Raw genomic sequence first — 25343 nt, forward strand, 5'->3', positions numbered from 1 at the left:
GCGAATCATCAGCTCAGTCCAAGACTCATGTCGTCGCCGGAGCGCTAGCGGAGGGGACGGCATGAGCGAGCCTGTGCTGACGAGTAGTTGGTGCACGGCCTGGGGGTCGTTCAATACCCCGCGGCTGTGGTCGATGGTCATGAGAGAGGACGATCCCGAGGCCTGGCGGCAGGTGGCGGCCTGGGGCGAGATCGCGGGCGCGGTCAAGGATCAGCGGAGCCTGCTGCTCAAGGCCCGCGAGGCGCTCGTGGCGGCCTGGCCCCCCGAGCAGAACACCAGCTCGGCGGCGTTCGTCGAGGAGCTCGACATGCTGCTCGCCCGGATGGACCAGGCGCGGACCGACGCCGACGACACCGCGACCGGCCTGGCCAACATCCTCGAGGCGCTGCGCCAGGCGAAGAACGACATCCGGCCGCTCTGGGAGCAGTACAAGGCGAAGAGCGATGACCTGGTGCCGGCGTGGTGGGACAACGCCGAGGAGGAGCTCGACCGGCAGGCCCGGCAGCACATGATCACCGCCGAGCAGATCGTGCAGGACAACGTGGCCCGGCTGAAGGTTCCGGACCCCTATGCGCTGGATCCGAAGGACCCGCGCTGGGAGCCGACCGATGCCCGGGGCGACACCACCGCGGGCACCGGCGCCGGCGTTTCGTCCTCCGGCCGGGGCGGGACCGTCGTGCCCGTGCCGCACGACCCGGTGCCGCCGCTGCCCGGACACGACCCGATCGTGCCGGACGGTGCCGGCTCCGGCCCGGGTCCCGCGACCGGTGGCGGCCTGATCGGCGGGCCCGGGCTGGCCGGGGTCATCAACCCGCCGCAGGTCACCCCGCCCCCGGTCGCCCCGCCCGCCCCCGGCCCGGTCGTCGTTCCCCCGGCCGGCGGTGGCGGCGGCATCGTGCCGCCGGGCCCGATCGTCGGCCCCGGCATCGGCGGTATCGGCGGCCCGCGCGGCACCGGTACCGGCGGCGGCGCGGGACCGCATGGCACCGGCGCGGGTCCGCGAGGCCTCGGCGGCACTGGCGGCGGCGTGACCGGGCTCGGCGCCGGCGGCATCGGCGGGGTCGGCCGCGGCGCCCGCCCCGGTGTCCTGCCGGCGGCGGCCGGGCAGCGCGCGCTGCCCTCCGGCGCGGTCATCGGCGAGACGGTGGCCGGCGCGGGCCGCGGCGGCGCGGCGGGAGCAACGCACGCGGGCGGCGCGGGCCTCGGCGGCGGGGCAGGGCGCGGCGGTGCCGCGCGTGCGGCTGCGGCCCGCGTGTCGGGCCGTCAGGGTGAGCCGGTCCGGCCGCCCCGGCCTGCCTGGCTCCCGGATGAGCCGGTCGGCGCGGCGCGGACGGGCCCGGGTACACCGGCGACGGCGGGCGGCGCCCGCGGCGGCCGGCGTTCGGGTGGCGACGGGCCGCCGCCCTTCGATCCCGACAACCCGTGGGAGGTCGCGGTGGGCGTCGACCCGGTGATCGCACCGGCGCCGGACAACGCGCGGCACGACCCCGGGCCGAACGTGATCGGCTGGCGCGGGTGACGATGCCGGGCAGGATCCTGCGGCGGGCCCTCGCCGGCCTCGCCGCGATCGCCGTCGTGCTCGGGCCGGCGGCGCCGGCCCGCGCCGAGGGCATCAGGGACCAGCAGTGGTACCTGGGACCGCTGAAGGTCGGCGAGGCTCAGCGGATCACCAAGGGCGACGGCGTCATCGTCGCGCTGCTGGACACCGGCGTGGACGCCACCCATCCCGATCTGCGGGGCGCCGTCCTGCCGGGCCGGCAGGTGGTGCAGAACAAGCCGGCCGGCAACCTCGACAGCGTCGGCCACGGCACCGGGATGGCCGGCGTCATCGCCGGGCGCGGCCATGACGGCGACCGTGGCGTGCTGGGCATCGCCCCGCGGGCCAAGATCATGCCGATCCGGCCGATCAACGACACCTACTTCGTCGCGCAGGGCATCCGGTACGCGGTGGCGAACGGCGCCAAGGTGATCAACATGGCGTTCGCGACGCGGGACTCCGAGAGCCTGCGCGCGGCGGTCCGGGAGGCGGCCGCGGCCGACGTGGTGCTGATCGGCACTCCCGGCAACGACGGCGACACGGACAACGAGCTCGAGTATCCGGGTGCCTACCCGGAGGTTCTCACCGTCGGTGCCGTGGACCGCAAGAACAAGATCGCGAAGTTCTCCAACCACGGCAGGCAGGTCGACCTGGTCGCCCCGGGTGTGGAGATCCCGGGGCCGGCCCCCGACAACAAGTACGTGCTGGGCAACGGCACCAGTGGTGCGGCCGCCATCGTCGCCGGCTCGGCCGCGCTGATCAGGGCGAGGTACCCGGACCTCTCCGCCGCCGAGGTGGTGGACCGGCTCATCGGCACCGCGATCGACCGCGGCGCGAAGGGCCGGGACGACTACTACGGCAACGGCCAGCTGAATCTGCTCGCGGCGCTCACCGCGGCGCAGCCCAGGCCCAGCGCCAGTGCCGCGCCGCCGGCGACGGACGCCCCGGCGGCCGTTGCCGTGGCAACGCCGGCCGACGACGACGGCGACGGCATTCCGCCGCTGGTCATCGTGGGTGCGGGGCTGGTGCTGCTGCTGGCGGCGGTGCCGGTCGCGGTGTTTCTGATCGTCCGGTCGCGCCGGGCCGGCGGGTAGCGTCGGGGCATGGCCGAGCAACCGATGATCGTCGTTCGCGGTGAGGCGACCCGCGAGGTGCCGCCCGAGCTGGCGGTCTTCTCCGTGACCGCGTCCGCCCGCGACCGGGACCGGCAGACCGCGCTGACCCGGCTCACCGAGCGGGCCGCCGCGCTGCGCGGCCACCTCGACGGGTTCGCGGACGCCATCGAGCGCCGCGAGACCAGCGGGGTGCAGGTGCGTCCCGAGCTCAAGCGCGGCGGCGGCGAGCGCGTCGCAGCGTACTCGGGGAGCGTCACGACCACGGTCACCGTCACCGACTTCGGGGTCCTCGGCGAGCTGCTGCTGCGCCTGGCCGATCAGGACCAGGTCTCGGTCTCCGGGCCGTGGTGGCAGCTGCGGCCGGGCAGCCGGGCGGGTGCCGAGGTGCGGCGCGCGGCGATCGCCGACGCGCTGGGCCGCGCCCGCGAGTACGCCGAGGCCGTCGGCGCCGAGGTGGACCGGCTGGTGGAGATCCTCGACGAGGGCACGGGCGGCGGTGCGCAGCCGATGATGCGGATGGCCGCGTTCGGTGGTGCGCCGGAGGCCGATCTCGAGCTCGACGTCGACCCGCAGCGGCAGACGGTGCAGGCCGCGGTGATCGTCCGGGTGACCATCACCGAGCCGACGGCGCTGAAACCGGCACAGGGCTCGTCCTAGCCCTCCGGGATCCCGCCACGCCGGGTCCGGAGGCGGCGGTACCGAGGCCCGCGGTGCCGCGTGATCCACCCGTTTCGGCCGCACACGCCGCTGCGATGGGCGAGACTCGGCACCATGGCCCGTCGCGTCCTGCACCGGATCGCCAACGTGAACCCGGACAGCGTGACGACCCACTCCGATCGGGTGCTCTACAACTCCATCGGCGTCTTCATCGTGCTCTACTTCGTGTACGCGACCGTCGGCGGTGCGGCCTTCGTCGACGCCAGCTCGAACTACTCGCACCCGTGGTGGCGGTGGCTGGTCGGCCCGCTGGTGGCGATCGGGGTGGTCGCGTACGACCGTGCCGTGGTCGGGCGGGTGGCGATCAACTACGAACGCCTGGAGTCACCCGACCCCAAGGACCTGCTGCGCCGCCCCACGATCGGCCTGTACGCCGGCCGCATCGCCCTGGCCCTGCTCTTCGCGGTGATCATCACGGAGCCCCTGATGCTGGCCCGCTACCAGGCGGAGATCGACGCGCGGCTCAACGAGGTGCACAACGAGCAGATCAGCGCGGCCGAGGGCAGCGGGGCGATCGCCGCGTACGACGACCGGCTGCGCGAGCTGAAGGACCAGACGGTGGCCGAGGACGGCCTGGTGCAGGCGTTGAACACGCGGGCGGCCGAGAAGCGCAGGGACGCCCGCAAGCTGTACGAGCAGGCCATCGCCGACTCGGAGGGCAAGGGCGCGTCCCGCAGGACCGGCTGCCCGCCCGGCGGCTTCTGCGACACCCTGGTGCAGCGGTCCCGCCACCTCGACGACCAGGCCACGAAGCTGGACGCGCAGGCCGCCCGCCTGCAGGACACCCAGAAGGCCGCCCGGACCGCGCGCGCCGCCGAGCAGGCGGACCTGACCGCCAAGATCGCCAGTGCGCGGTCGCTAAACGCGACGGTGATCCGGGCGGACGCCGGCTTCGGCGCCCGCACGCAGGCGATGTGGTACCTGGTGAAGACCGACTTCTGGGGCATCGGCGCCTTCTACCTCGGCATCGCGCTGCTGCTGATCGCCCTGGACTGCGCGGCGGTCGGCCTGAAGTTCGTCTCGCACGGCAACGCGTACGAGCGGTCGGAGGCGCGGGAGGCCCGCGGCCGCGAACACGAGGCGGCGATCGGCTACGAGCAGATCCTCAAGGACGTCCGCCGGTACGCGGAGGCGACCTCGCGGGTGATGGCCGAGGGCATCGGCAAGGCCTCGAGGGACGAGGAGATCGCGGGCGTCGCGATCGAACGCGCCCGCGCACACCTCTACGACTCGGTGGCCGGCAGCCCGATGCCGCCGCTGCCCGTGATCCCGCTGATCGAGCGCCATCCGGCCGCCGCAGGCACGCTGCGCAATGTGGATAGCCTGCGGGCGTAGTGCAACTTGCATTTCGGCGCTACGATTTCACTCCGGCGCACTGCCAGGCCCACGCTCTGTTACCGGCGGAGGCGCCGCCCGGGCAACCCGATGGTCGCCCGGTGGGCATCAGGTGCGGCGGAGGCGGCGCGCAATCGCCGCCGCCGCCGTGATGGCCGGCCTCAGCGCCCGGCCAGGCCGGACACCAGCACCGGGACCACGAAGGTGGCGCCGGCGCAGGCCTTGTCGGAGTCGGGACCCATCGCGAGGCCGTCGGGAATGGTGAACGCGCCGACGGTGTTGCGGGGGACCTCCCACCGCACCTTCACCGAGTTCTGCGCGACGATCACGCCGGTGTTCGCGCAGCCGGCCTCGCGGTGCTCGTCGTCCGCGATCACGTTGCCCTGGCCCGGTGACACCGAGGTGATTCGGATCGGGAAGTCGTTGTCGTTTGTGACCGTCACGGTCAGGTTTCCGGTGCCGCCGGGCTCGAGCGCCTTGTTCAGGTCCGAGCGGGCGCGCAGGTTCATCTCCACGACGGTTCCGGCGGTGGCCCGGCCCGTCTCGGAGTCGGTGATGCGCCAGTAGGCCCAGACCGCGCCGGCATTGACGATCACGGCCGCGGCCGCGGCCCCGGTCAGGATCGATCGGGTACGCGCATCGAGCCGGTGCAGCCAGCCGCGGCGGCGGCCGCGCAGGTCGGCGGTGGGCTCGTCGTCGAGATCCACCTCGATCGTCCTCTCCGGTGTGGCGTGCACGCCCTCGGACGCCTCCCCGTCGCCGTCGCGCCAGGACGTGCCGTCACGCCGGGTATGCACCTCGCGCGCGGCCGGCAGGTCGCGGATCACCGCGAGACCTCGGCGGCGCCGATCGTGCGTGAAGCGGCGGCTGGCCGTCTGCTGAGCTTGCGCATTCGGAGCTTCCTCCTGCGGTGGTGCGGTGGCGAAAACCGGAGCGTCTACTACATTTCCGGAAAATGTGCGTCCCCGTGATCGGGAATCCGTCCGCCGTTGCCCGCGCATAAATCGGACAGGAGGGTCTGTCCGGCTTAACCCGCACGAGGTACGCCGGAATGTGAAAGCCGGCACGCGCTTGACCTGCGGTAACGCGCTAAACCGAGCTCAAGTGGAAACGCGTCGCCGCTAGCACCACGGGCCCGGTAAACCAAACTTGCGACGGTCACTGTCCCCGCCGCCCGCCCTTTTCCGAGCGCCGCTCATATGTGGATCCGCCGTCGGCGGTCTCTTCTGTGAGTTCGTTGACTGCTCGAAAACCATGACCCACGGCGGGGCCGCCCGGCATCGGACGACCGTCCGTTGTGTTCAGGAATACAGGGAATCCCGACCGTCAGTACGGCCTAATCCGTCCGTGTTGCACGGTGACGGAGAGTGAGAGACGCGCACGTAGCCCCCGACGCCTTTATCGACGCTGAGGGCTACGGGAACTCGGGGTGCCTACTTCTTGCCGCCGCCCTTCGGCGGGGTGTTCACGTCCGGTGCGGGCGCGGAGGTCGCCGTCGGCGGCGGCGTGGTGGTCACGACCGGCGCCGGGACCGGGACGGTCTCCGCGGGCGCCTCGGTGGTGGCGGCCGGGGCCGGTGGCGGGTCTGCCGTCTCATCCCCGCCACCGGCCGTCTGGGTAGCGGCGGCGGTCGGCGCGACCGGGCCGGTAGCGGACGGGACGGCGACCACGGCGGTCCGGGCGGAGCCGGCCGGAGCGGAGAACTTCACGTTCTCGCTCTTCTTGCTCTCCTCGCCGGTCCAGGCCGCGAACTTCGGCGTGACCGTCCAGTAGAACTTCCCGGCCGGCACGTCGGCGTCGGTGAGGGTCGTGCCCGGGATCGCCGCGAACGCCTCGTGCGACGACTCGTCGTCGGCGTCGTACCGGGTGACGATGTAGCCGCGCATCGCCACGCCGGGCACGATCTCCTGCGCCGACCACGTGACGACCGCCGAGCCGCCCTCCTTGGTGACGTCCGGCTTGGGACCGCGCGGCATCTGCGCCGCCGTGAGCTTCACCGGTGTGGACCTGCCCGGGATCGACCAGGTCGCGTTGGCCGCCAGGGTGCCGCCGATCGCCAGGGTGAGGGCGACCCCGAGCGCCAGGACGGTCCGCTTCGGCCGCCTCATCGGTGCCGCCTGCTGCCGGCGCCGGAGACGAGGATCGTGAAGTGCGTGTTCGAGCACTTGGGCGTCGCCCCGGTCGGCATCGCGACGGGAAGCGACCCGGCGAGCGTGTGCCGGGTGTGCGGCCGGATGGTCACCGGCAGGCGTCCCCGGTAGTCGAGCACGCGCAGGTTGGCCGGCGTGAGGCGGCACTCCCGTCGCGACGACGTCACCGGCTTCCCGGTCAGCCGGTGGAGCTTGACCGGGTAGCGGCTGTCGTTGACCAGGGTCACCTTGATCTGTTTCACCGCTCCCGGGTAGAGCCCGCTCAACTGTCCACGAAGGATGAGATAGACCGGCTCGGCACGGTTGCCGCCGTGCATCGAGGCGATGACCATCGGCTGCTCATCCGTGCCACCGCCGGACGGCGAGGTCGCGGCAATCAGCCCCGCGAGGACCGCCGCCGCGGCGAGTGCCTGCTGCCATCTCTTCATGGTCTCCTCATCCCGTCCGTGCCACGACGTGGCGGCGGGGTGGAACCGGTCGCCCACCCCGCCGCGGTGCATCAGGGAATGAGTTCGCCGGCGAAGGTCAGGGTCGCGGTGATCGTGCTGCCAGCGCAGGCGGCCGCCGCGTTCTGGCCCATCGTGAGGGTGCCGAACGTCCTGTTGTTCAACGTCTGCCCGGCGTTGAGCTCCGGCGCGCTGCCGGTCAGGACCGCGGAGAGGTCGGCCGTGTTGGTGACGCAGCCGGTGTTGCTGCCGCCGTCCTTGGTCGACGTGACGCCTGTGATGGAGACGCTGTTGATCTTGACCTTGAACTCGTTGGGGTTCGTGATGTCGCCGGTGAGGTTTACCGACTTTCCGGGGAACAGGTGGTTGTTGCTCGGGATGGTGACCGTCGTGGTCACGTTCTGGATGGTGGCCGACGTGGCGCTCGCCGTGCCACCGCCCTGGAACCATCCACTGGCAAAAGCGAAGGCCGCGGTCCCGGCGCCCACCGAGAGGACGACGGCTGTCGCGATGGTGGCGGTGCGCTTGGTGGTCTTGCCCATGGTGGTCCTCCTGGAACGGCCCGGCTGCGACCTCCGCAATGTCGCGGGAAAGTCGATGCCGGGCGTCTCTGTCGATTGGGTGTGGCGCCGAGCCGGCGCGGCGATCCGGCGCTGCGACAAAGATGGCGGATTCGCCGCGGTGCCGCGATAGTGCTTCCGTTCGCCCTCTCCGATACCGCGATACAGCCGGGTCGCGCCGACGGGCCTAATCCGATCGGCTGACGGGGAACGTCCAGGATCGAGGGTCGACCGACCTGCGGTAACGCGGCATCGCCCTTGTCCGCCTGGCAGGATGCCGCGCCTAGCAGTGCCACCGCATGATCTCAAGTCGGGTAAACGGATCGGACCCGCCCGGCGGTCCTTTCAGCGCCGTTCGCATAGGGCTGACGCGAGGTTTCCGGAGGCGATTTATTTCCTCGCGACACGCATTTTTCTTCGTCTGATCCCTAACGGGGTCGGCTGAACGACGATGTCGTCACCTGAAAGAGGCATCCGGCCGACGGTTCTGTCAGATCCGGGAAGGTCCGCGGTCCGGGGGCGTGCACCGGACGGCGGGGGCCGCGGTCAACGATAACCCGCGCGGCTCAGGCGGCGCGGGCCAGCACCAGCACGGTGTGGATGTCCATCTCCACGGCGCCGCCGAAGCCGTCGATCGCCGCGCTCAGGTTGGCGACCACCGTCTTCCGGTCCCGCGCCGAGTGGTTGCGGAACGTCGAGAACGTCTGGAGCAGCCGCAGGTACTGCTCCGTGGTCAGCACCGGGTGACGGTGCCACTCGTGCACCTCGACGTCCGCGAACAGGCCGCTCCGCTCGATGCCACCGCGGGCCCAGGCGACCTCGCGGTCGTCCACCGTCGGGGTCGGGTCGATCGCCTGGTGGATGGCGTCGATGGCGTCCTTCTGGCGCGGTACGGCGTACCCGTGACTGTTGTGGAAGACCGCCAGCGTGCCGCGCGGCACGAGGGCCGTGCGGGCGCGCCGCTCGCGGGTCCGCTCGTCCATCCAGTGCCAGGCCGTCGCGCAGGCGAGCAGGCCGACGCCGCCCGGCGGTGGCGTCCAGTCCTCGAAGGCCGCGTTCGCCACCTCGACCTGCGGGAACTTGCGCGTCAGCACCGCGGCCATCCGGGGGTCCGGCTCCACGGCCGTCACCGGCACGCCGAGCCTGAGCAGCAGTCCCGTGCCCTTGCCCGTGCCGGCGCCGACGTCGGCGACCGAGGCGGGCACTCCGCCGTGGTAGCCGGTGACGGCGGCGAGCAGATCGTCCGGGTAGCCCTGGCGCGCCTCGTCGTAGATCGCGGCGACCTCGCCGAACACTCGCGTCATGCCTGCACCCTAGTTACGGATGCGGCCACGCGGCGAGGGCGCGAGTCGGGTGGCGTTCGGGCGAAGCCGCCTGCGCCCGGTTCCCGGGTCCGATAGTGGTGCGTGTGAACACGAGGAAGCGGCTGGCGGGCGCCGTGCTGGGCGTCGCCGCCATCATGACGGCCGTCGCCGTAGTGCCCGCGCGGGCGGCGGTCCCTGTCTCCGCCTGGACGCAGGACGGGCACGGGCCCGGCAACACCGCCTACAACCCGTACGAGTCGGCGCTCAACCTGGGCACGGTCGGCGACCTGCGGCTGCGCTGGACGGCGACGCCGCGGCCCGGCCTGGAGGGCTGCGAGACGACGCCGGAGCCGCCGCTGGTCGCCGGCGGGCGCGTGATCATGTTCGAGAACGGCGGCGTCGGCGCCCGGGAGGTGCGGACCGGGCGTCGGCTGTGGCTGGAGACCGGCTTCAGCTACCTCGGCAAGACGCTGGCCGTCGTGGACGGCCTGGTGATCGCGACCGAGACGAGCTGCCACTCGCAGAGCGACTACGAGGGCACGATCACCGCGCTGGACCTGGGCACCGGCCGGCCGGTCTGGCGGTCCCGGCAGAGCGGCACGGTCGACAAGCTGGTGGCGGGCTCCGGGGTGCTGGTGACGCACGGCTTCTGCCACGTCTGCGACGAGGACCGCAATCAGGTGGTCGCGTACCGGGTCTCCGACGGCGGGAGGCTGTGGACCCGCAACTCCGCCGACCTGGCCGGCGAGGTCGTGGCGTCCGCCCGGGTGCTGCTGGCGAGCACGAACGGCACCTTCGGCACCCAGGCGGTGTCGCTGCGCAGCGGCGCGGTCGGCTGGCGTTCGGGGCGGGCCTGGTCAGCGCTGAGCTCGACACCGGCCGGGGACCGGTTCCTGGCCCGCGGGGACGCCGGCTTCAGCGCGGTCGACTCGCGGACCGGGAAGGTCGTGTGGTCGGTCCGGTCCACCGTGGAGAGCCTCTCCTGCGACGGGCGGCGGGTCTTCGCCGCGGGCCCGGGGCTGGCGGCGTACGGGGTGGCCGACGGCCGCAGGCTGTGGAGGCGGGCGCTTGCCGAGCCGGGCCGGCCGGTCCGCGCGGGCGGGCTGCTGTACGCGACCGGCGGCCGCGCGCTCGCGATCGTGTCGCCGGTGAGCGGCGGGACCGCGGCGCCCGGCCGCCGGTTCGGCGCGGCGGTCGATCACGTCGTGGTGGCGGGCGGGCGCCTGTTCACCACGGATGGCAGGTCGATCCGGGCGTTCGCCGCGTAGGACTACGGCGGCGACAGGCTGGGCGGGGACCCGGGCGCGTGCGGGGTGTCCCGGGCCACGCTGACCGCCAGGAGGACGAGCAGGCCCGCGAGCAGCAGGGTGGCGATGATGAACTCGGCCTTGTCCCGCCCGCGGATCCGGTGCCGGTGCCGCCGCTGCGGGTCGTACCATGGGTCGGGCCGTTGAGGTGGCATCTGTCCAGTTTCGTGAGCGTCGCTCCGATGCGTCATCGGCGAAAGAAGCAAAAACTTCTAGCCTCTTTCGGCACATCCTCACGCCCGCCCGCTCGTTCGCGGCCGGGCCGGATCCGGCTCCGCAGACCGGCCCGGCCGCGATCGGCCGGCTAGTCGGCCTGTGCCAGGGACACCGCGAACAGCCCGGCGGGATCGGTCCAGAAGTGCCGCAGCGCGAAGCCCGCCGCGGCGAGCTCCGCCTCCAGCGCGGCGCGGCGGAACTTCGCCGAGATCTCGGTGCGCAACTCCTCGGAGTCCGCGAACTCCACGGTCAGGTCGAGGTCGCGGATGTACACCCGCTGCGCCGAGGTGGCCCTGAGCCGCATCTCGATCCACTCGTGCTCGGCGTCCCAGAGCGCGACGTGCGCGAAGGCGTCCACGTCGAAGTCCGCGCCCAGCTGCCGGTTCACCACCCGGAGCACGTTGCGGTTGAAGTCGGCGGTGACCCCGGCCGCGTCGTCGTACGCCGGCACCACGATCTCCGGGTCCTTGACCAGGTCGGTGCCGAGCAACAACCACTCGCCGGTGCGCAGGACGGCACGCAGCGCGTCCAGGAACTCCGTGCGTTCGGCGGGCACGAGGTTGCCGACGGTACCGCCGAGGAACGCGACCATCCGGTTGTCGCCGTCCGGGATGTGCGCCAGGTGACGGGTGAGGTCACCGACGACCCCGCGTACGGCCAGGCCGGGGTAGCGGGCGGTGAGCCGGTCGACGGCGTCGCCGAGGGCGGCCGACGAGACGTCGAGCGGGGTGAACGCGCCGAGCGTGCCGTGCTCGAGCAGCGCGTCCAGCAGCAGGCACGTCTTCTCCGACGAGCCGGAGCCGAGCTCCACCAGCGCCTTCGCGTCGGTGATCCGGGCGATCTCGGCGGCCCGGGCCGCGAGGATCGCCCGCTCGGTCCGGGTCGGGTAGTACTCGGCCAGCCGGGTGATGTCCTCGAACAGTTCACTGCCCCGGGCGTCGTAGAACCACTTGGGCGGCAGCCACTTGGGCGTCGCGGTCAGGCCGGTGGCCACGTCGGTGCGCAGCGTCCGGGCGAGGTATTGATCGTCGAGATGGATCTCCAGCGGGGTCATGATCTCCCTAGGGCGGTGATGTCCAGCGTGGACGGCGTGGCAACGAGCAGGTGGCCGTCCGGCACGGCTTGCCAGGCCGGTCCGGGATCGATGGGTTCGGAGCTGACCAGTACGGACGCGGCGTCCGCCCGTACGGACAGGGCATGCCCGGCGGCGCTGGCGGCGATCTGCCGGCCGTCGGTGAGCAGCAGGTTGAGCCGCGAGCCGGGCGCGGCGGCCGAGACCTCCGCGACGGTCGCGGCGACGGCCTCGCCCGGCGCCGCCCCGGCGCGGAGCCGGTGCCGGGTCAGGGCCCAGAGCAGGGCGGCGTCGGTGGGTGCGTCGAGGGTGACCAGGTCGCGTACCGGCAGGAGCCCGGCGAGCCCGCCGAGCGAGTCGGGCCACCCGGCGACGACCCCGTTGTGGCTGAACAGCCACGGGCCCTCGGCGAACGGCGCCGCCGCGGTCTCCACGACCGGCATGCCGACCGTCGCCGACCGGACCGCGGCGAGCAGGCACGCCGCGGCGGTGTGCGCGGCCAGCGCCGGCAGCGCGGCGTCGGACCACATCGGCGCGGCGCTGCGGTAGCGCACCGGCGCGGCGTCGTGGCCCGGATACCAGCCCACGCCGAAGCCGTCGGCGTTGATGGTCCCGCCGCCACGCATGTCGCGCGGCGCCCACGCCTGCCGGACGAGGGCGTGCGGCGCCTCGAACAGCAGGTGCGAGAGCGGTACGTCTGGTCCGAGATAGGCCAGGTGGCGGCACATCAGCAAGCGCCGGGACCGGCGTCCCGGGCGCAACGGAACCCGCTGAAGATCTGCCGCCGGACCGGGTGGTCCCAGTTGCGGAACGTTCCGCGGCAGGCGGCCGCGTCGGTGCCGAACGATCCGCCGCGCAGCACCTTGTAGTCGCCGCCGAAGAAGACCTGCGAATACTCCGCGTAGGGGAACACGGCGAAGCCGGGATAGCCGTCGAAGCCCGATCCGGTCCACTCCCAGACGTCGCCGATGAGCTGGTGCACGCCGAGCGGCGACGCGCCGTCCGGGTAGGCGCCGACCGGCGCGGGTGACAGATGGCGCTGCCCGAGGTTGGCGTGCCGCGGCTCCGGTGGGTCGTCACCCCACGGGTAGCGCCGGGACCGGCCGTTCGCCGGGTCGAAGCGGGCGGCCTTCTCCCACTCGGCCTCGCTGGGCAGCCGGCGGCCGGCCCACGCCGCGAACGCCTCCGCCTCGAAGTAGCAGACGTGCACCACCGGCTCGTCGGCGACGATCCGCTCCGTGCGCCCGAACCTCGTGTACGCCCAGCCGTCGCCGTCGCGCCGCCAGTGCATCGGCGCGGTCAGCCCGGCGGCCTGCCGGTGGGCCCAGCCGGGCCCGCTCCACCAGCGCGGATCGTCGTACCCGCCGTCGGCGATGAACTCCGCGTAGCGGAGGTTGGTCACCGGCGCCGCGTCGATGAGGAACGCGGGCACGTCGACGGTGTGCGCCGGGCGTTCGTTGTCCAGAGCCCACGCCTCGGTGTCGGTGCCCATCGTGAACGGGCCACCGGGTATCAGCACCTCGCCGGAGACGCCGAGCCGGGCGGCCGGGGGCGGGTCGGCGTCGAGCACGGGCGCGCCGGCGCGCAGCTGGTGGGTGGCGAGCATGGTCTCGTCGTGCTGCTGCTCGTGCTGGATGATCATGCCGAAGGCGAAGCCGTCCGCGACCAGCGGCCGTTCGTCGAGCCGGACCCGGTCGAGCACGTCGAGGGCCTTGTCCCGTACCTGGCCGACGTAGGCGCGGGCCTCGGCAGGGCCGAGCAGCGGCAGCGCCGGGCGGTCACCGCGCGGGTGCTTGAAGGCGTCGTACAGCTCGTCGATGTCGCGGCGCACCGGCTCCCGGCCGCCGACGTCCCGGACCAGCCAGAGCTCTTCCTGGTTGGCGACGTGCGCGAGGTCCCAGACCAGGGGCGACATCAGCGGCGAGTGCTGCTGGACGAGATCCGGGTCGTCGACGGCATCGGTCAGCAGGGCCGTTCGCGCGCGCGCACGCTCCATTTCGGCGGCGACTGCGAGACGGAGATCCTGGGTCATCGGTGCGGGTCCTTCCTGATACCGGCGCGATCCAGGCGCCGATCGACGATGTCGGTCACCACGTCACGGACGACCGGCGACAGGCCGGTGCCGTCGAGGTGGCGGCAGGCGAGATCCAAGAGCTCGGTGGCGCAGGCGCGGATGACCGGGTCGGCCAGGCCGTGCCGGGCGGCGGGCACCCAGCGCCCGGCCGTGGGCGCCGCGACAGCGCGGGCCGCGTCGGTGATCGCGTCGTCGGCGACCAGGGCCGCCAGGACGGCGACCGGGGCGATCCACTCCCCACCCGGCTGCGCGTCGAGATAGCGGACCTCCAGGTAGCCGCGTGGGCGTACCGGCGGGAACAGCGTGCTGAGGTGGTAGTCGAGGTCGCCGACGACCGGCGGGCCAGGCAGCGCCCCGTCGATCCAGTCGGCGAACGTGACCTCGGGCGGCACGTCCCACCGATCCGCGTCGCGCCGCACGCAGAGCAGCGGCGCGGCGAGCGCGTAGCGGGCCCAGCCGGTGGCCGGGTCGCCCGGACCGTCGGCCGGCCGGGTGCGGCGCGGGTCGATGCCGTACCAGGTGGCCATCCGGGCCGACGCCCAGCCGGTGTCGCGCCCGGCATGGCGCCCCGAGGTGGCGAACGCGGCCAGCATCGCGGGCCCTACCTCGTGCAGGGCGTTCCAGCGCTGGGGTAATCGGTCCGCGGGGCCGGCGTCGAGGCAGACCTGCAGGCCGGCGGTGCTGCACATCATGGTGTGGCCGTGCCGGCCGGCGGCGTCGAACCGCCGCTGCATCGCCGCGTACCGCGGGGTGTGCAGGATGCGTCTCGGCGGCCGGTGCGGATCCAGGCCGTGCTCGCCGAGAACCAGGCCGGAGCGTGCCAGCAGGGCGCTGAGCCGCGCGTGGTCGGTGCTGAGGGCTTCGTGCAATTCGGTGAGGGAGCCGGCCGGTGCCGATGAGATCTCGACCTGGCCGCCGGGCTCGACGGTCACCGTGCCACCGCCGGGTAACGGATCACCGGGGTGGGTGCTGCCTAGTGCGGGTGGTGCGTGAGTGCCGAGGGCTGAACGCAATTCGGCGGCCTCGACATAGACCGCCGGTGCCCCGTCTCGATGGACGGTCCATTCCAGTTCGACGCCGATCCGGCTCGGTGGTCCGGTCTTGAAGCAGATGCCGGTGATGTGCTCGGCTGCCTGGGTTACGTGTTGCAGGGTGTCTTGGGATGTTTCACGACTGAAGGTAGCCATGGCCCTCCCCCGAGTGGTCGGTTCATGCCGGACACTACCTACAAAAAACCGCCGCCGCATCGATGTTAGGCAATCATTTTGTGACCATTCGTCGATGTTCCGGGGTGTGACGTGCGCTAATCGCGTATCGCCTGGACGAGGAATCGGTGAGCGGTCACCGTGTAGTGGCCCTGCGTCCGGATGGTCGCGTCGATCCGGCGCAGGGCGCGGTCGTACCGCTCCGGAGTGAAATCCCGGACCTGCCACGGCACGGCCCGCAGCTGATAGACCAGAGCGCCGATGTCGTGGAAGGTCAGCGGCGGCCGCTCCTCGCGCACGTCCGTCACCCGCAGCCCCGCCGCCCGCAGCGCCGCGACCGCGCCCGTCGCCGTCCAGCTCGTCGCGTACGGCGGAGGTGCGCCCAGCTCCGCGTTCAGGTCGGCCAGGTCGTCGCTGCCGACCTGCTGGCTCAGCACCGTGCCACCGTGCTTGAGCAGGCGCGCGACGTCCTCCGCGGGCAGCCGCCCATGCCGGCTCAGCACGACGTCGAACTCCTCCTCGCCGCCGGGCAGCTCGGTGACCACGGCCACCCCGAACGGGGCCAGCCGGTCCCGTGCCACCGCCACGTTCGGCGCCCAGCCCTCGACCGCCACGGAGTGCGCGGGCAGGGGCGCGAGCTCGACCAGCAGTTCACCGCCGCCGGTGTCGAGGTCCAGCAGGCTGCCGGCCCGGCGCAGCAGCGGCCGGGCCAGGTCCGGATAGGACCAGGACGGGTCCGAGCCCACCGCGCGGCCGTCCAGCCAGGCGAATTCCCAACCGGTGACCGGAACGCCCACGGCCTCGCCGACGAGCTGGTCGTACTGCCGTGGAGAACTCATGCCCGACGGTAACCGGGCGGCTCCGCAGGGCGCGACCGGGTTCGCCTCGGTCTACGATCCGGACATGGTGCGTCTCGGCGGTCGAACGGATGTCGCAGCGATCGATGCGAGACCGTTCGTGGCCGCGCTACCGCCGCTGATCGCACAGTGGCGCTCGCTTACGTTCACCGACGGGGTGGTGTTGCACCCCGTCACCGAGAAGCCGCACGACGGCCTGCGGGTGGTCGGCGGCCTGCATCCGCATCCGGGAGCCGCCTACCGGCTGATGCTCCGCGAGGACGACGTGCCCGAACCGACCCCGGAGGAGGCGCTGGTCGCCGCCCGCCTGGAGGACGCCGACACCCTCGCCGCGGCCGAGTGGGAACGCGGCCGGGTCGCCGTGGCGCGCGCCACCGGGCGGGTGGCGACGACCTGGCACACCTATGCGATCACGCTCGAGTCCGATGACCGCGACCGGACGTGCTTCACCGTCCACCACGACCTCACAGGCACCCGGGCGCGGGTCGAGTTCTCGTCCGGGCCGATCGACGTGCTGCTTCAGGTGCCCGACTGGCTGGGATCACACGGGCTGCTCAGCGGCATGGTCAGCGCGCGGGTGCAGATCGACACGAGCCGGCTGCCGCCGTACGAGAACGGGGAACCGCAGCTGGTCGCGACGGTGACCCACCCGCGGGGCAGGGCCGTCGCCGAGCTCGGGATGGCCCGGGCCGAGCCGGGCCGCTGGACCGTGACCACCAGCGCGGCCGCCCGCGGGGTCGGCTGGCTGAGGCCGCTGGTCGGGCTGGTCGCGCCGTTCCTGAAGCGGCCGGTGCAGCGCGGGCTGGACGACTTCCTCGTCGTGCTGCCGGAGCGGCTCGACGCGCTGAACCAGGAGATCGCGGCCCGCTACCCGGCGCCTCCGGACCCGCACGCGCTGGCGGCACAGGTGATGGCGGACCTGATCTCGTCCGTGCCGGCGGTCACGCCGGGCCCGCCGCGGGACTGAGGACCGCCGGCGGGATCAGAGCGTGATCGCGTCCAGGACCTTGCGGGCGTCGTCGTCCAGGTGGACCCGGCGGGTGGTCATGTTGTCGACCAGATGGCCGAGCGTGGACGTGCCGGGGATCAGCAGCACGTTCGGGGCCAGGTCGAGCAGCCAGGCCAGCGCCACCTGGGACGGCAGCGCCTCCAGGCGATCCGCGGTGTCCATCAGGTCGGGGTGGGTGAGCACCCGGTTCACGCCGCCGAACGCCGAGCCGAGCGGGAAGAACGGCACGAACGCGATGCCGAGTTCCTGGCACTCGCGCAGCAGCGACATGGACTGGCGCTCGATGAGGTTCAGCGCGTTCTGCACGCAGACGATCTCGGTGCGCTGTACCGCGTGCACCAGTTGCTCGCGGGACACGTTGCTCAGGCCGATGCCGGCGATCAGGCCCTCGTCGCGCAGGGCGATCATCGTCTCCAGCTCGGCGTCGAAGTCCTGGCCGCCGTCCATCAGCCGCAGGTTGACGGCGTCGAGCCGGTCGACACCCAGCGAGCGCAGGTTGTCGTGCACGCCGGCCCGCAGCTGCTCGGGCCGCATCGCCGGTAGCCAGCGCCCGGCCTCGTCCCGGGCGGCACCGACCTTGCTCACCAGGACGAGATCATCCGGGTACGGGGACAGCGCGTCCCGGATCAGGTCGTTGACGTAGTCCGGCCCGTAGTACTGAGCCGTGTCGATGTGGTTGACGCCGAGCTCCACGGCCTTGCGGAGCACGTCGAGGGCGGCGTCGCGGTCGCGTGGTGGCCCGAACGCGCCAGGTCCGGCGAGCTGCATCGCGCCGAAGCCGATGCGTCGTACCGAGCGGTCACCGAGCGGAAAGGTGTCGTCAGTCACAAGCCTCACTCTACGAGTCCCGGCCGCAAATACCTGCCCACCCGCGAGCGACCCCTCCCGTGGGTGCCCGTTCAGAGGCAGAGGCCGGCCAGGATCTCGGCGATCGCCTCCGGCTTGTGGCGCAGGGTCGCGCGCCCGACCGCCAGCTCGCACCGCACCACCGCCGGGTCGCCGGTCTCGGCCACGCTCGGCCACACCCACAGCCCGGTCTCCTCGGCGAAGCGTTTCGCGTTCGCCCGGTAGCGCTCGGCGGGCACCGAGAGCAGCAGGTGCATCATCGGCGTCTGCGGCGGATCGGGCACGACCCGGACCTCCGGCACGTCGGCCAGCGCGGCCGCGATGGCCCGCGCGTGCCGCAGCCGGGCGGGCATCTCGGCGAGCGCGCCGTCGAGCAGCCCGAGCGCCGACGACGACGCCGGCCACATGGCGAACAACGTGCCGCCGAGCCTTCCCCGCCACTCCCGCACCTGGGCGACGTCCTGCTCCGAGCCGGCGACGCAGCAGCCGGGCAGGGCACCGATGCCCTTGTAGAACGAGACGTAGACGGTGTCGAAGAGCGCGGCCACCTCGGCGGGCGACCGTTCGTATCCGGCGGTGGCCTCCCACAGCCGGGCGCCGTCGAGGTGCACGGCCGCGCCCCGGTCGCGGGCCCACGACGTCTGTGCGACGAGGTCCTCCCAGGCCGGCAACGCGCCGCCGAGGTCGCGCTGCGGCAGCTCGAGCAGCAGCGCCGCGACCGGCTCCGAGACCTCGGACAGGTCGTCGAGGCTGATCAGTCGCTCGGGGTCGCCGACCGGCCGCCCGATCAGCTGGTGCAGCCGCGAATGGGCCTGGCCCTCGTGCCGGTCGAGGTGACAGTAGGGATGCCAGACGATCGTGCGGGTGGTACGCCGGTCCGCGTGCACCCGCAGGGTGGCGCCCTGCGCCATCGTGCCGCTGGGCAGGAACACGGCGGCCGGCTTCCCGAGCACCGCGGCGACATGCCGTTCGAGTTCGGCGACGACGCCGCCCTCGCCGTACATGTCCGCCGCGGCGTCGGGATCGATCCCCGCGAGCAGCTCCGGCGGCCGGATCAGCCCGTTGCCGAGAAAGGAGTCGGTACAGGCGGCGCGGCGAGCGGCGATGTCATCCACGGTGCCAGTCTTATCCCTGCGAACACCGCTGTCAGGCCGGTCAGCGGCGGACCGGCATCAGGATCGAGAAGGAATCGGCGCCGCGCACCGCCAGCGGCTTGATCGGCCCGTCCAGTTCCAGGACGAGCTGACCGGCTCCGCCCGCGTCCAGGGCCTGCAGCAGGAACTCGCGGTTGACCGCGACGTGTGCCTGCTCGTCGGCCGCCCACTCGTGCTCCCGCGCGACCCGCAGCGCGCCGGCGGGGTCCACCGCCAGGATGGTGAGGTCGAACGGCCTGCCGTCGTGCTCGCGGGACACCGCCGGTACCGCGTCCACCGCCGCGCGCAGCGCCGGCACGTCGACGGTGACCCGCCGAACGCCAGGCGCGGGGAGGCCCACCAGGCGGCGGTGATCGGGGAACTCAACCTCCAGCGGGGCCGTCTCGAGGCGGCGCCCGGCGACGTCCGCGCCGATCGCGGCGGGGCTCAGCGCGAGCACGACCTCCCCGCCACCGGCGAGCAGCGCGCGCAGCTCGTCGACGAACGGCAGCGGGGCCACCAGCCGGGCCGGCGGCCCGGAGACCCCGGCGGCGGCCTCGGCGACGGCCAGGCGGTAGCGGTCGGTCGTCACCATCCGCAGCGCGGCGGCCTCGGTCTCGAGCAGCACGCCGCCGAGGATCGGCAGGTCGGGGTCGGTGGAGGCGGCGAAGCGGACCGCGTCGAGCGCGGCGGCGAGTGCGGCGGCGGGCAGGGTGATCCTGGTCAAGGTGGTCTCCTGAAGATCCAGCAGGGCATGGACGCGGGAGAGCTCACGGCGGGCATCGGCGAGGCCGTCCTCCAGCCGGCGCAGGTGCTCGTCGAGCAGCTTGCGCACCGCGGGAGGGTCGGTCAGCTCCGACACCGCGCGGGTGATGTCCGCGACCGGCATGCCGACCCGGCGCAGGCCCGCCACCAGGCGGGCCGCCCGGACCTGGTCGTCGCTGTAGCGGCGGTAGCCGTTCGCCGGGTCGACCTCGGCCGGCACCAGCACCCCGGCGCCGTCGTAGAACCGCAGCGCGCTGACGCTCAGCCCGCTGGCCCGCGCGATCTCCCCGATGCCGTGCATCCTGCTCTCCACACCCCGAACCCTGCCGCCTCGACCTGCTCGAGGGTCAAGCGCCGGTGCCATCGTGCGTGACCCGGGCGCCGTTGGCAAAGCGGCTCAACCGGTGGCCGTGCCCTGGAAACGGCCGACGGTCCGCAGGCCCGAGCGGCCCGAGGCGGTCGCGTCGAGGCGGACGTACTCGGCCGGCTCGGCCACCGCGTCGGGCACGGTGGGCACGGTCAGCAAGCCGGTCACCCGGCCGGCCGGGATGAGCACGTACAGCCCGACGCAGGCGCTCGACAGCGGCCGGGCGGGCAGCGGTGACCCGCCGAAGGTCGCGTCCGAGTACCACCGCGCGGGCACGTCGATCGAGGACAGCTCCGGCGTCCTGGCCGGCGCGATGACGCGGCCGAACACGTAGATCTCCCGGTCCGCGGTGGCCGACAGGCGCACGCTCCAGGTCAGCGTCCCGCCCTCCGCGACGGTGGTCGCGACCGGGGTGACGGTGACAACGGGTGCCGGGTCGTCGTCGGTGACGTGGAACTCGCCCTGGTCGTCGCCGATCAGCGTGTTGCGCACCGCCTTGGCGTCGAGGGTGTACTCCCGGTCCCAGCCGAAGCGGGTGTCGCCCCGCACGCTCACCGGCACCGGGATCACCCGCGTGCCGGGGCGCACGGTCGCCACCCACGACGTCACCTCGGACGCCCCGCCGGCCTGGCTGGTGAGGAAGAGCCGCACCCGGCCGTGGCCGCGCCCGGTCACCGTGGCCGGGATCTGGTGGACGCGTACGCCCGCGTCGCCCTCGAAGCCGCGGATCTCGCCGAGGTCGAGGCGCGGCACCGGCACCGCCCGGGCCTGCGGTGTGCCGGGGCGCCAGCCCCACGCGTCGAGGAGCACCGCCTCCCCGATCGCCGTACGCGGGGTGAACTCGAACCTCGCGACCCGGCCCCGGAAGCCGCCGAGCGGCACCCGGACCTCCTGCGCCCAGGCCCTCGTCCCGGCGCTCCCGGGCAGGCCGTTCAGGCTGATGTCGCCGAGGGTGGTGCGTGCGCCGCCCGGATCGACGACCGCGACGCCGAGCCGCGTTCCGGTGGTGTTCGGCCGGACGATCAGCCGAAGCGCGAGCGCCCGCGAGCCGGTCAGGTCGGCCGGCGACGCCGGCTGCACGGTCACCGGGGTGCCGGCCGACGACCAGGCCAGTTCGAGGGCGTAGCGCCCGGCCTCCGGGCGGACGTCGCGGTACGGCACGAAGTGCGGGGAACCGGCCGTCCACCGCTGCCGGTCCAGGCAGGACCGCATGCCTGCCCGGCCGACCTGGGCGCAGATCCGGCCGCCGGTGACGCGCACGCCGGGTGCCGGCAGGATCGCCGGCGTACGCCCGGCGCCGATGGCGTGGCTGAGCACCCGGGCCGGGTCGGCCGACCTCGCCCGTACGCCGGAGCCGTCGAGCAGCGGCCGCACCCGGTCGTCACCACCGACGATGAGCCGGGCCGCCGCGGCGATGTAGGTCGCGCCGGTGCTCTGCTCCTGGCGTGCCGTGAGCCGCGCCGCCCGCCCGGCCGAGCAGACCGGGTCGTCGCCGGCATCGAAGTCGTCCCGGGAGGGCGCCGCCGACTGTCCGGGCGTCCACTCGGCGTTGAAGAAGTTGTGGTTCGCGCCGATCACGTACAGGGCGCTGTGCAGCGCCCGGCCGGCGCCGACCCCGCGGGTGCCGTCGATGTAGGCCTGGCCCTGCAGGTCGGCGACGTCCCGGTCACAACCGGGGAGGATGGTCGCGGAGGGCACGTCCGGCACGGGATTGTGGCCGAAGACGGTCGGGCCGATCAGGAGCATGCCGCGGATGGTCCAGCGGACCCTGCCGTGGTATCCGTCCTGGGTGGCCGGTGGCGGGGCGAGCGAGTCCATCGCGGCGCGGCTCACGCCCTCGCCGCCGCGGGAGTGGCCCATCAGGAAGACCTTCGACATCTCGGCGCGGGGTGCGGCCCGGACGATCGCCGGGGCGTTCGCGCGTCCGGCGCCGGCCCACCCGGCCCAGCGGGCCAGGTGCAGCCGCACGAGTGACGATCGGGCCTGCGCGCCGCCGTCGTCGGCGCTGTCGTCCTGCCCGTTGATGCCGTTCGCGGAGATGGAGACGGTCACGTAGCCCTGGGAGGCGAGCAGCTCCTGAGCCTGCAGATAGCCGCGGTAGCTCGGGATCGGCCGATGGCCCGGCGCGCACGGCCAGGAGTCCGTGACCCCGTCCGGATCGCTGCCGCGGTAGCAGGTCGAGTGGCGGCCGTGCAGGAACAGGGCGAGCGGCCGCCGGCCGGACGTGCCCTTCGGCGCGACGACGACGGCCTGCATCTCGACCTTCCGCGGTAGGCCCGGGAGCCGGACGCCGCTCAGGGAGTACTCACCGGTGACCGTCGCGTGTGGCCCCTTGACGCCGGGGTCGGCCGGGTTCGGCGGGAGCGGCGCGGGCGGAGCGGCGGCGGCGAACCGGTCGCCCGCCGGCTCGGTGATCACGTCCAGGCGCCTGCCGCCGGCGCGGACCCGCAGGTCGTCCAGGCGGCCGCCGGCATCGATCCGCAGCCGGAACGTCCGGCCGTCGGCCGCCGCGGTGGGGCGGCCGAGCGGCCGGTCGCCCGCCAGGAACTCCACCGCTGCGTCGCCCATCGGCACGCGCGCGGGCGCCCGCCAGGCGAGCACGTCACCGGTGCGGGACCACCCGCCGGGCGCGGCCGGCGACGGCCGATCGGGTGGGTCCGCCCGCACCGGCACGCCCGTACCGGCCACCAATGCCGCGGCCAGCGCCGCCGCCATGATCGTTTTCCGCATCCCAGCGCCCTCCCGCGAGCAGCCACGTCGGCCCAGGTCACTCGGCGGGTGCGACGGCCCGATGATCTCATCAGTCCGTGCCGATCTCCGAGATCCTTCGCGGATCCGGCGCGTCATCCGCGAGACACCCCTAGGCGATCAGCGTGATCGCTATGGCCGCCATGACGACGGCGATCAGGCCGTCCAGCGCCCGCCACGCCGCCGGCCGGGACAGCACCGGCGACAGCCGGTGCGCACCGAGGCCCAGCGCCGCGAACCACGCGCCGCTCGCCACCGCCGCGCCGGTACCGAACAGCCAGCGGCTCTCCTGCTGCTGTGCCACCGTGCCGAGCAGCAGGACCGTGTCCAGGTAGACGTGCGGATTCAGGTAGGTCAGCGCGAGGCAGGTCAGCAGCGTCGCCCGCAGCGTCGCCGGCGCCCGGTCGGTGGGCCGCAGCGCGCTCGGGCGCCAGGCGCGCCGCGCGGCCAGCGCCGCGTAGGCCAGCAGGAACGCGGCGCCGACCCAGCGGACGACCGTCACGGCCGCCGGCCGCGCGGACACGGCCGCGCCGAGCCCGGCGATCCCGGCCGCGATCAGCAGCAGGTCCGAGACGGCGCAGGTCACGACGACCGGGATCACGTGTTCCCGGCGCAGCCCCTGCCGCAGCACGAAGGCGTTCTGCGCGCCGATGGCGATGATGAGCACGGCGGAGGCGGCGAAGCCGGCCAGCGCGGAGGTGAGCACTCCTCGACGCTAGGGGTGCGGCGTGATGTACTCCAGCTAATGATTCTTCATTAGCATTAGGGATTCTGTTGGACGCGATCCAGCTCGCCACCTTCCAGGCGGTGATCGAGGAGGGCGGCTTCGAGGCCGCCGCCCGGGCGCTGCACGTGACCCCGTCCGCGGTGAGTCAGCGGATCAAGGCCCTCGAGCAGGCGGTCGGCCAGGTCCTGGTCCGGCGCACCCGGCCCTGCGAGGCCACCGAGGCGGGACAGGCGCTCGTGCGGCTGGCGGGCCAGGTCGCCCTCCTGGAACGAGAGGCGCTGGACGCGGCCCGGGGCGCGCCGGCGGGCGGCGGACGTACCCGGATGGCCGTGGTCGTCAACGCCGACTCGCTGCACACCTGGTTCCTGCCCGCCCTGGCCGCGGTCCCGCCCGCCCTGGCCCTGAGCTTCGACCTGCACCAGGACGACCAGGACCACACGGCGGACCTGCTGCGCGCGGGCACCGCCATGGCCGCGGTGACCGCACAACACGTGGCGGTGCAGGGCTGCCGGGCGGAGAAGCTGGGCGTGATGCGCTACCTGGCGGTGGCCGCACCCGGCGCTTTCGAGGACTTCGCCACCTCGCCGATGATCGTCCTCAACCGCAAGGACCGTCTGCAGCACCGCTTCCTGGCGGCACAGACCCACCGCCGGCCGGACCCGCCGATCCACTACGTGCCGGCGGCGGCCGCCTTCGTCGACGCGATCCGGCTGGGCCTGGGCTGGGGCATGGTGCCGGAGCGGCTGGCCCGCGACGACATCGCCGCCGGCCGGGTCCGGGAGCTGGCACCGGGCCGGCACCTGGACGTGCCGCTCTACTGGCAGTACTGGCGCATGGAGTCGGTGATGCTCACGGCCCTGACCGAGGCGGTCAAGGCCGCCGCCGCAGAGGCGCTGCGCCCGGCTTAGTCGTTGGCGTGCAGGGCGGCGTTGAGCTCGATGCCGGTGCCCTTGCGGGGCCGAGCCTCGAGCGCGCCGGTCACCGAGTTGCGCCAGAACAGCAGGCCGTTGACCCCCGACAGCTCGCGGGCCTTGACGACCCGGCCGTCCGGAAGCGTCAGCTTGGACCCCGCGGTGATGTAGCAACCGGCCTCGACCACGCAGTCGTCGCCGAGCGAGATGCCGATGCCGGCGTTGGCGCCGAGCAGGCTGCGCTCGCCGATCGAGACCTTGTCCTTGCCGCCGCCGGAGAGCGTTCCCATGATCGACGAGCCCGCGCCGACGTCGGAGCTGTCGCCGACGACCACACCCTGCACGATGCGGCCCTCGACCATCGAGGTGCCCAGCGTGCCGGCGTTGAAGTTGCAGAAGCCCTCGTGCATGACCGTCGTGCCGGCGGCCAGGTGCGCGCCGAGGCGGACCCGGTCGGCGTCGGCGATCCGCACGCCCGACGGGGTGACGTAGTCGGTCATCCGCGGGAACTTGTCGACGCCGAAGACCGAGAGGTGCCGGCCGGCGGCGCGCTCGATGAGGCGCAGCTCGTCCACCCGGTCCGGCGGGCACGGCCCGGCCGAGGTCCAGGCCACGTTCGCCAACATGCCGAAGATGCCGTCGAGGTTCTGCTCGTTCGGCCGCACCAGCCGGTGCGACAACAGGTGCAGCCGCAGGTACGCGTCCGAGGCGTCCTTGATCGGGTCGGCAAGCGAGCCGACCTCGACCCGGACCTCGACGGTCGACAGGCCGGTGAGCGCCTTCGGGCCGACGAGACCGGCGGGGAGCGTCGGCGGCTCCGCCGCGGCGGAGCCGAGGCCGAGGAAACCGGTCGGGAACCAGGTGTCGAGGACCTGCCCCTCTGCGGTGACGGTGGCGAGGCCGATGCCCCAGGCGGGCGAGGTCGAGATCGCGGTACTCACA

General features: G+C 73.4%; 25 protein-coding genes. 8 read left to right on the forward strand and 17 right to left on the reverse strand.

The genetic code is table 11. The features are described 5' to 3' along the window. The first annotated feature begins 61 nt into the window (after positions 1-61). From AB0B58_RS07870 to AB0B58_RS07885, 4 genes are all read left to right on the forward strand, one after another. Positions 62-1519 carry a hypothetical protein gene (locus AB0B58_RS07870; protein ID WP_360219309.1) on the forward strand — a complete coding sequence of 486 codons (1458 nt, stop codon included), beginning with the start codon at positions 62-64 and terminating at the stop codon, positions 1517-1519. 2 nt (positions 1520-1521) lie between these two features. Beyond that, entirely contained in the window at positions 1522-2631 is a 1110-nt protein-coding gene (locus AB0B58_RS07875; RefSeq protein WP_360219312.1) for a S8 family serine peptidase, read from the forward strand. A gap of 9 nt (positions 2632-2640) precedes the next feature. Next, positions 2641-3309: an SIMPL domain-containing protein gene (locus tag AB0B58_RS07880; protein WP_360219315.1), complete on the forward strand. Its 669-nt coding sequence runs from the start codon at positions 2641-2643 to the stop codon at positions 3307-3309. 114 nt (positions 3310-3423) lie between these two features. Further along, positions 3424-4704: a DUF4407 domain-containing protein gene (locus tag AB0B58_RS07885; RefSeq protein ID WP_360219318.1), complete on the forward strand. Its 1281-nt coding sequence runs from the start codon at positions 3424-3426 to the stop codon at positions 4702-4704. A gap of 161 nt (positions 4705-4865) precedes the next feature. On the opposite strand, the gene AB0B58_RS07890 is transcribed toward AB0B58_RS07885, so the two are convergent. The 4 genes from AB0B58_RS07890 to AB0B58_RS07905 form a co-directional block, all read right to left on the reverse strand. Further along, positions 4866-5531, reverse strand: a complete 666-nt coding sequence (locus AB0B58_RS07890) for a hypothetical protein (RefSeq protein ID WP_360219321.1) — start codon at positions 5529-5531, stop codon at positions 4866-4868. Positions 5532-6137: 606 nt separating this feature from the next. Beyond that, complete coding sequence (locus AB0B58_RS07895; RefSeq protein ID WP_360219324.1) at positions 6138-6812, reverse strand: hypothetical protein; 675 nt, start codon at positions 6810-6812, stop codon at positions 6138-6140. After that, the gene (locus tag AB0B58_RS07900; protein ID WP_360219327.1) at positions 6809-7282 is read right to left on the reverse strand and encodes a hypothetical protein; all 474 of its coding nucleotides are present in this window, start codon (positions 7280-7282) and stop codon (positions 6809-6811) included. Before AB0B58_RS07900 ends, AB0B58_RS07895 begins: the two co-directional genes overlap by 4 nt. Before the next feature lie 71 nt (positions 7283-7353). Further along, entirely contained in the window at positions 7354-7698 is a 345-nt protein-coding gene (locus AB0B58_RS07905; RefSeq protein WP_360219330.1) for a hypothetical protein, read from the reverse strand. On the opposite strand from AB0B58_RS07905, the gene AB0B58_RS07910 reads away from it, so the two are divergent. Next, entirely contained in the window at positions 7691-7993 is a 303-nt protein-coding gene (locus tag AB0B58_RS07910) for a hypothetical protein (protein ID WP_360219333.1), read from the forward strand. The two genes, AB0B58_RS07905 and AB0B58_RS07910, sit on opposite strands and share 8 nt — an antisense overlap. 433 nt (positions 7994-8426) lie before the next feature. Here AB0B58_RS07910 and AB0B58_RS07915 read toward each other — a convergent pair whose 3' ends face one another. Further along, positions 8427-9164, reverse strand: coding sequence for a class I SAM-dependent methyltransferase (locus tag AB0B58_RS07915; RefSeq protein ID WP_360219336.1), 738 nt, complete (start codon positions 9162-9164; stop codon positions 8427-8429). A 104-nt stretch (positions 9165-9268) separates the two neighbouring features. On the opposite strand from AB0B58_RS07915, the gene AB0B58_RS07920 reads away from it, so the two are divergent. Continuing rightward, positions 9269-10432 carry a PQQ-binding-like beta-propeller repeat protein gene (locus AB0B58_RS07920; protein ID WP_360219339.1) on the forward strand — a complete coding sequence of 388 codons (1164 nt, stop codon included), beginning with the start codon at positions 9269-9271 and terminating at the stop codon, positions 10430-10432. Positions 10433-10434: 2 nt separating this feature from the next. Here AB0B58_RS07920 and AB0B58_RS07925 read toward each other — a convergent pair whose 3' ends face one another. From AB0B58_RS07925 to AB0B58_RS07950, 6 genes are all read right to left on the reverse strand, one after another. Further along, positions 10435-10626 carry a hypothetical protein gene (locus tag AB0B58_RS07925; protein ID WP_360219342.1) on the reverse strand — a complete coding sequence of 64 codons (192 nt, stop codon included), beginning with the start codon at positions 10624-10626 and terminating at the stop codon, positions 10435-10437. Positions 10627-10775: 149 nt separating this feature from the next. Further along, entirely contained in the window at positions 10776-11741 is a 966-nt protein-coding gene (egtD, locus tag AB0B58_RS07930) for an L-histidine N(alpha)-methyltransferase (RefSeq protein ID WP_360219345.1), read from the reverse strand. After that, entirely contained in the window at positions 11738-12487 is a 750-nt protein-coding gene (egtC, locus tag AB0B58_RS07935) for an ergothioneine biosynthesis protein EgtC (RefSeq protein WP_360219348.1), read from the reverse strand. Before egtC ends, egtD begins: the two co-directional genes overlap by 4 nt. Continuing rightward, positions 12487-13791: an ergothioneine biosynthesis protein EgtB gene (gene egtB / locus AB0B58_RS07940; RefSeq protein ID WP_360219351.1), complete on the reverse strand. Its 1305-nt coding sequence runs from the start codon at positions 13789-13791 to the stop codon at positions 12487-12489. Before egtB ends, egtC begins: the two co-directional genes overlap by 1 nt. After that, a complete protein-coding gene (gene egtA / locus AB0B58_RS07945) occupies positions 13788-15020 on the reverse strand; it encodes an ergothioneine biosynthesis glutamate--cysteine ligase EgtA (protein ID WP_360219354.1) in 1233 nt (410 codons plus the stop codon). The genes egtB and egtA overlap by 4 nt, the downstream gene beginning before the upstream one ends. Before the next feature lie 116 nt (positions 15021-15136). Then, on the reverse strand, positions 15137-15877 hold the full coding sequence (locus AB0B58_RS07950; RefSeq protein WP_360219357.1) for a methyltransferase domain-containing protein: 741 nt from the start codon (positions 15875-15877) through the stop codon (positions 15137-15139). On the opposite strand from AB0B58_RS07950, the gene AB0B58_RS07955 reads away from it, so the two are divergent. After that, positions 15876-16862 (forward strand): hypothetical protein, encoded by a 987-nt coding sequence (locus tag AB0B58_RS07955; protein ID WP_360219360.1) that lies wholly within the window; start codon positions 15876-15878, stop codon positions 16860-16862. The two genes, AB0B58_RS07950 and AB0B58_RS07955, sit on opposite strands and share 2 nt — an antisense overlap. A 15-nt stretch (positions 16863-16877) precedes the next feature. On the opposite strand, the gene AB0B58_RS07960 is transcribed toward AB0B58_RS07955, so the two are convergent. The 5 genes from AB0B58_RS07960 to AB0B58_RS07980 all read right to left on the reverse strand — a co-directional run bounded on the left by AB0B58_RS07960 (position 16878) and on the right by AB0B58_RS07980 (position 23469). Beyond that, a complete protein-coding gene (locus tag AB0B58_RS07960; RefSeq protein WP_360219363.1) occupies positions 16878-17732 on the reverse strand; it encodes an oxidoreductase in 855 nt (284 codons plus the stop codon). A 71-nt stretch (positions 17733-17803) separates the two neighbouring features. Beyond that, complete coding sequence (locus AB0B58_RS07965; protein ID WP_360219366.1) at positions 17804-18865, reverse strand: beta-eliminating lyase-related protein; 1062 nt, start codon at positions 18863-18865, stop codon at positions 17804-17806. Positions 18866-18905: 40 nt separating this feature from the next. Continuing rightward, positions 18906-19949 (reverse strand): MerR family transcriptional regulator, encoded by a 1044-nt coding sequence (locus AB0B58_RS07970; protein WP_360219888.1) that lies wholly within the window; start codon positions 19947-19949, stop codon positions 18906-18908. A gap of 96 nt (positions 19950-20045) precedes the next feature. After that, a complete protein-coding gene (locus tag AB0B58_RS07975) occupies positions 20046-22745 on the reverse strand; it encodes a hypothetical protein (RefSeq protein ID WP_360219369.1) in 2700 nt (899 codons plus the stop codon). Positions 22746-22875: 130 nt separating this feature from the next. After that, positions 22876-23469, reverse strand: coding sequence for a LysE family transporter (locus AB0B58_RS07980; protein ID WP_360219372.1), 594 nt, complete (start codon positions 23467-23469; stop codon positions 22876-22878). 65 nt (positions 23470-23534) lie between these two features. Here AB0B58_RS07980 and AB0B58_RS07985 point away from each other — a divergent pair, with 65 nt between their 5' ends. Continuing rightward, entirely contained in the window at positions 23535-24398 is an 864-nt protein-coding gene (locus AB0B58_RS07985; RefSeq protein WP_360219891.1) for a LysR family transcriptional regulator ArgP, read from the forward strand. On the opposite strand, the gene dapD is transcribed toward AB0B58_RS07985, so the two are convergent. Then, positions 24395-25342 (reverse strand): 2,3,4,5-tetrahydropyridine-2,6-dicarboxylate N-succinyltransferase, encoded by a 948-nt coding sequence (gene dapD / locus AB0B58_RS07990; RefSeq protein WP_360219374.1) that lies wholly within the window; start codon positions 25340-25342, stop codon positions 24395-24397. The two genes, AB0B58_RS07985 and dapD, sit on opposite strands and share 4 nt — an antisense overlap. Between the last annotated feature and the right edge of the window lies 1 nt (position 25343).

The sequence above is a fragment of the Actinoplanes sp. NPDC049118 genome (assembly GCF_040648555.1).
Classification (GTDB): Bacteria; Actinomycetota; Actinomycetes; order Mycobacteriales; family Micromonosporaceae; genus Actinoplanes.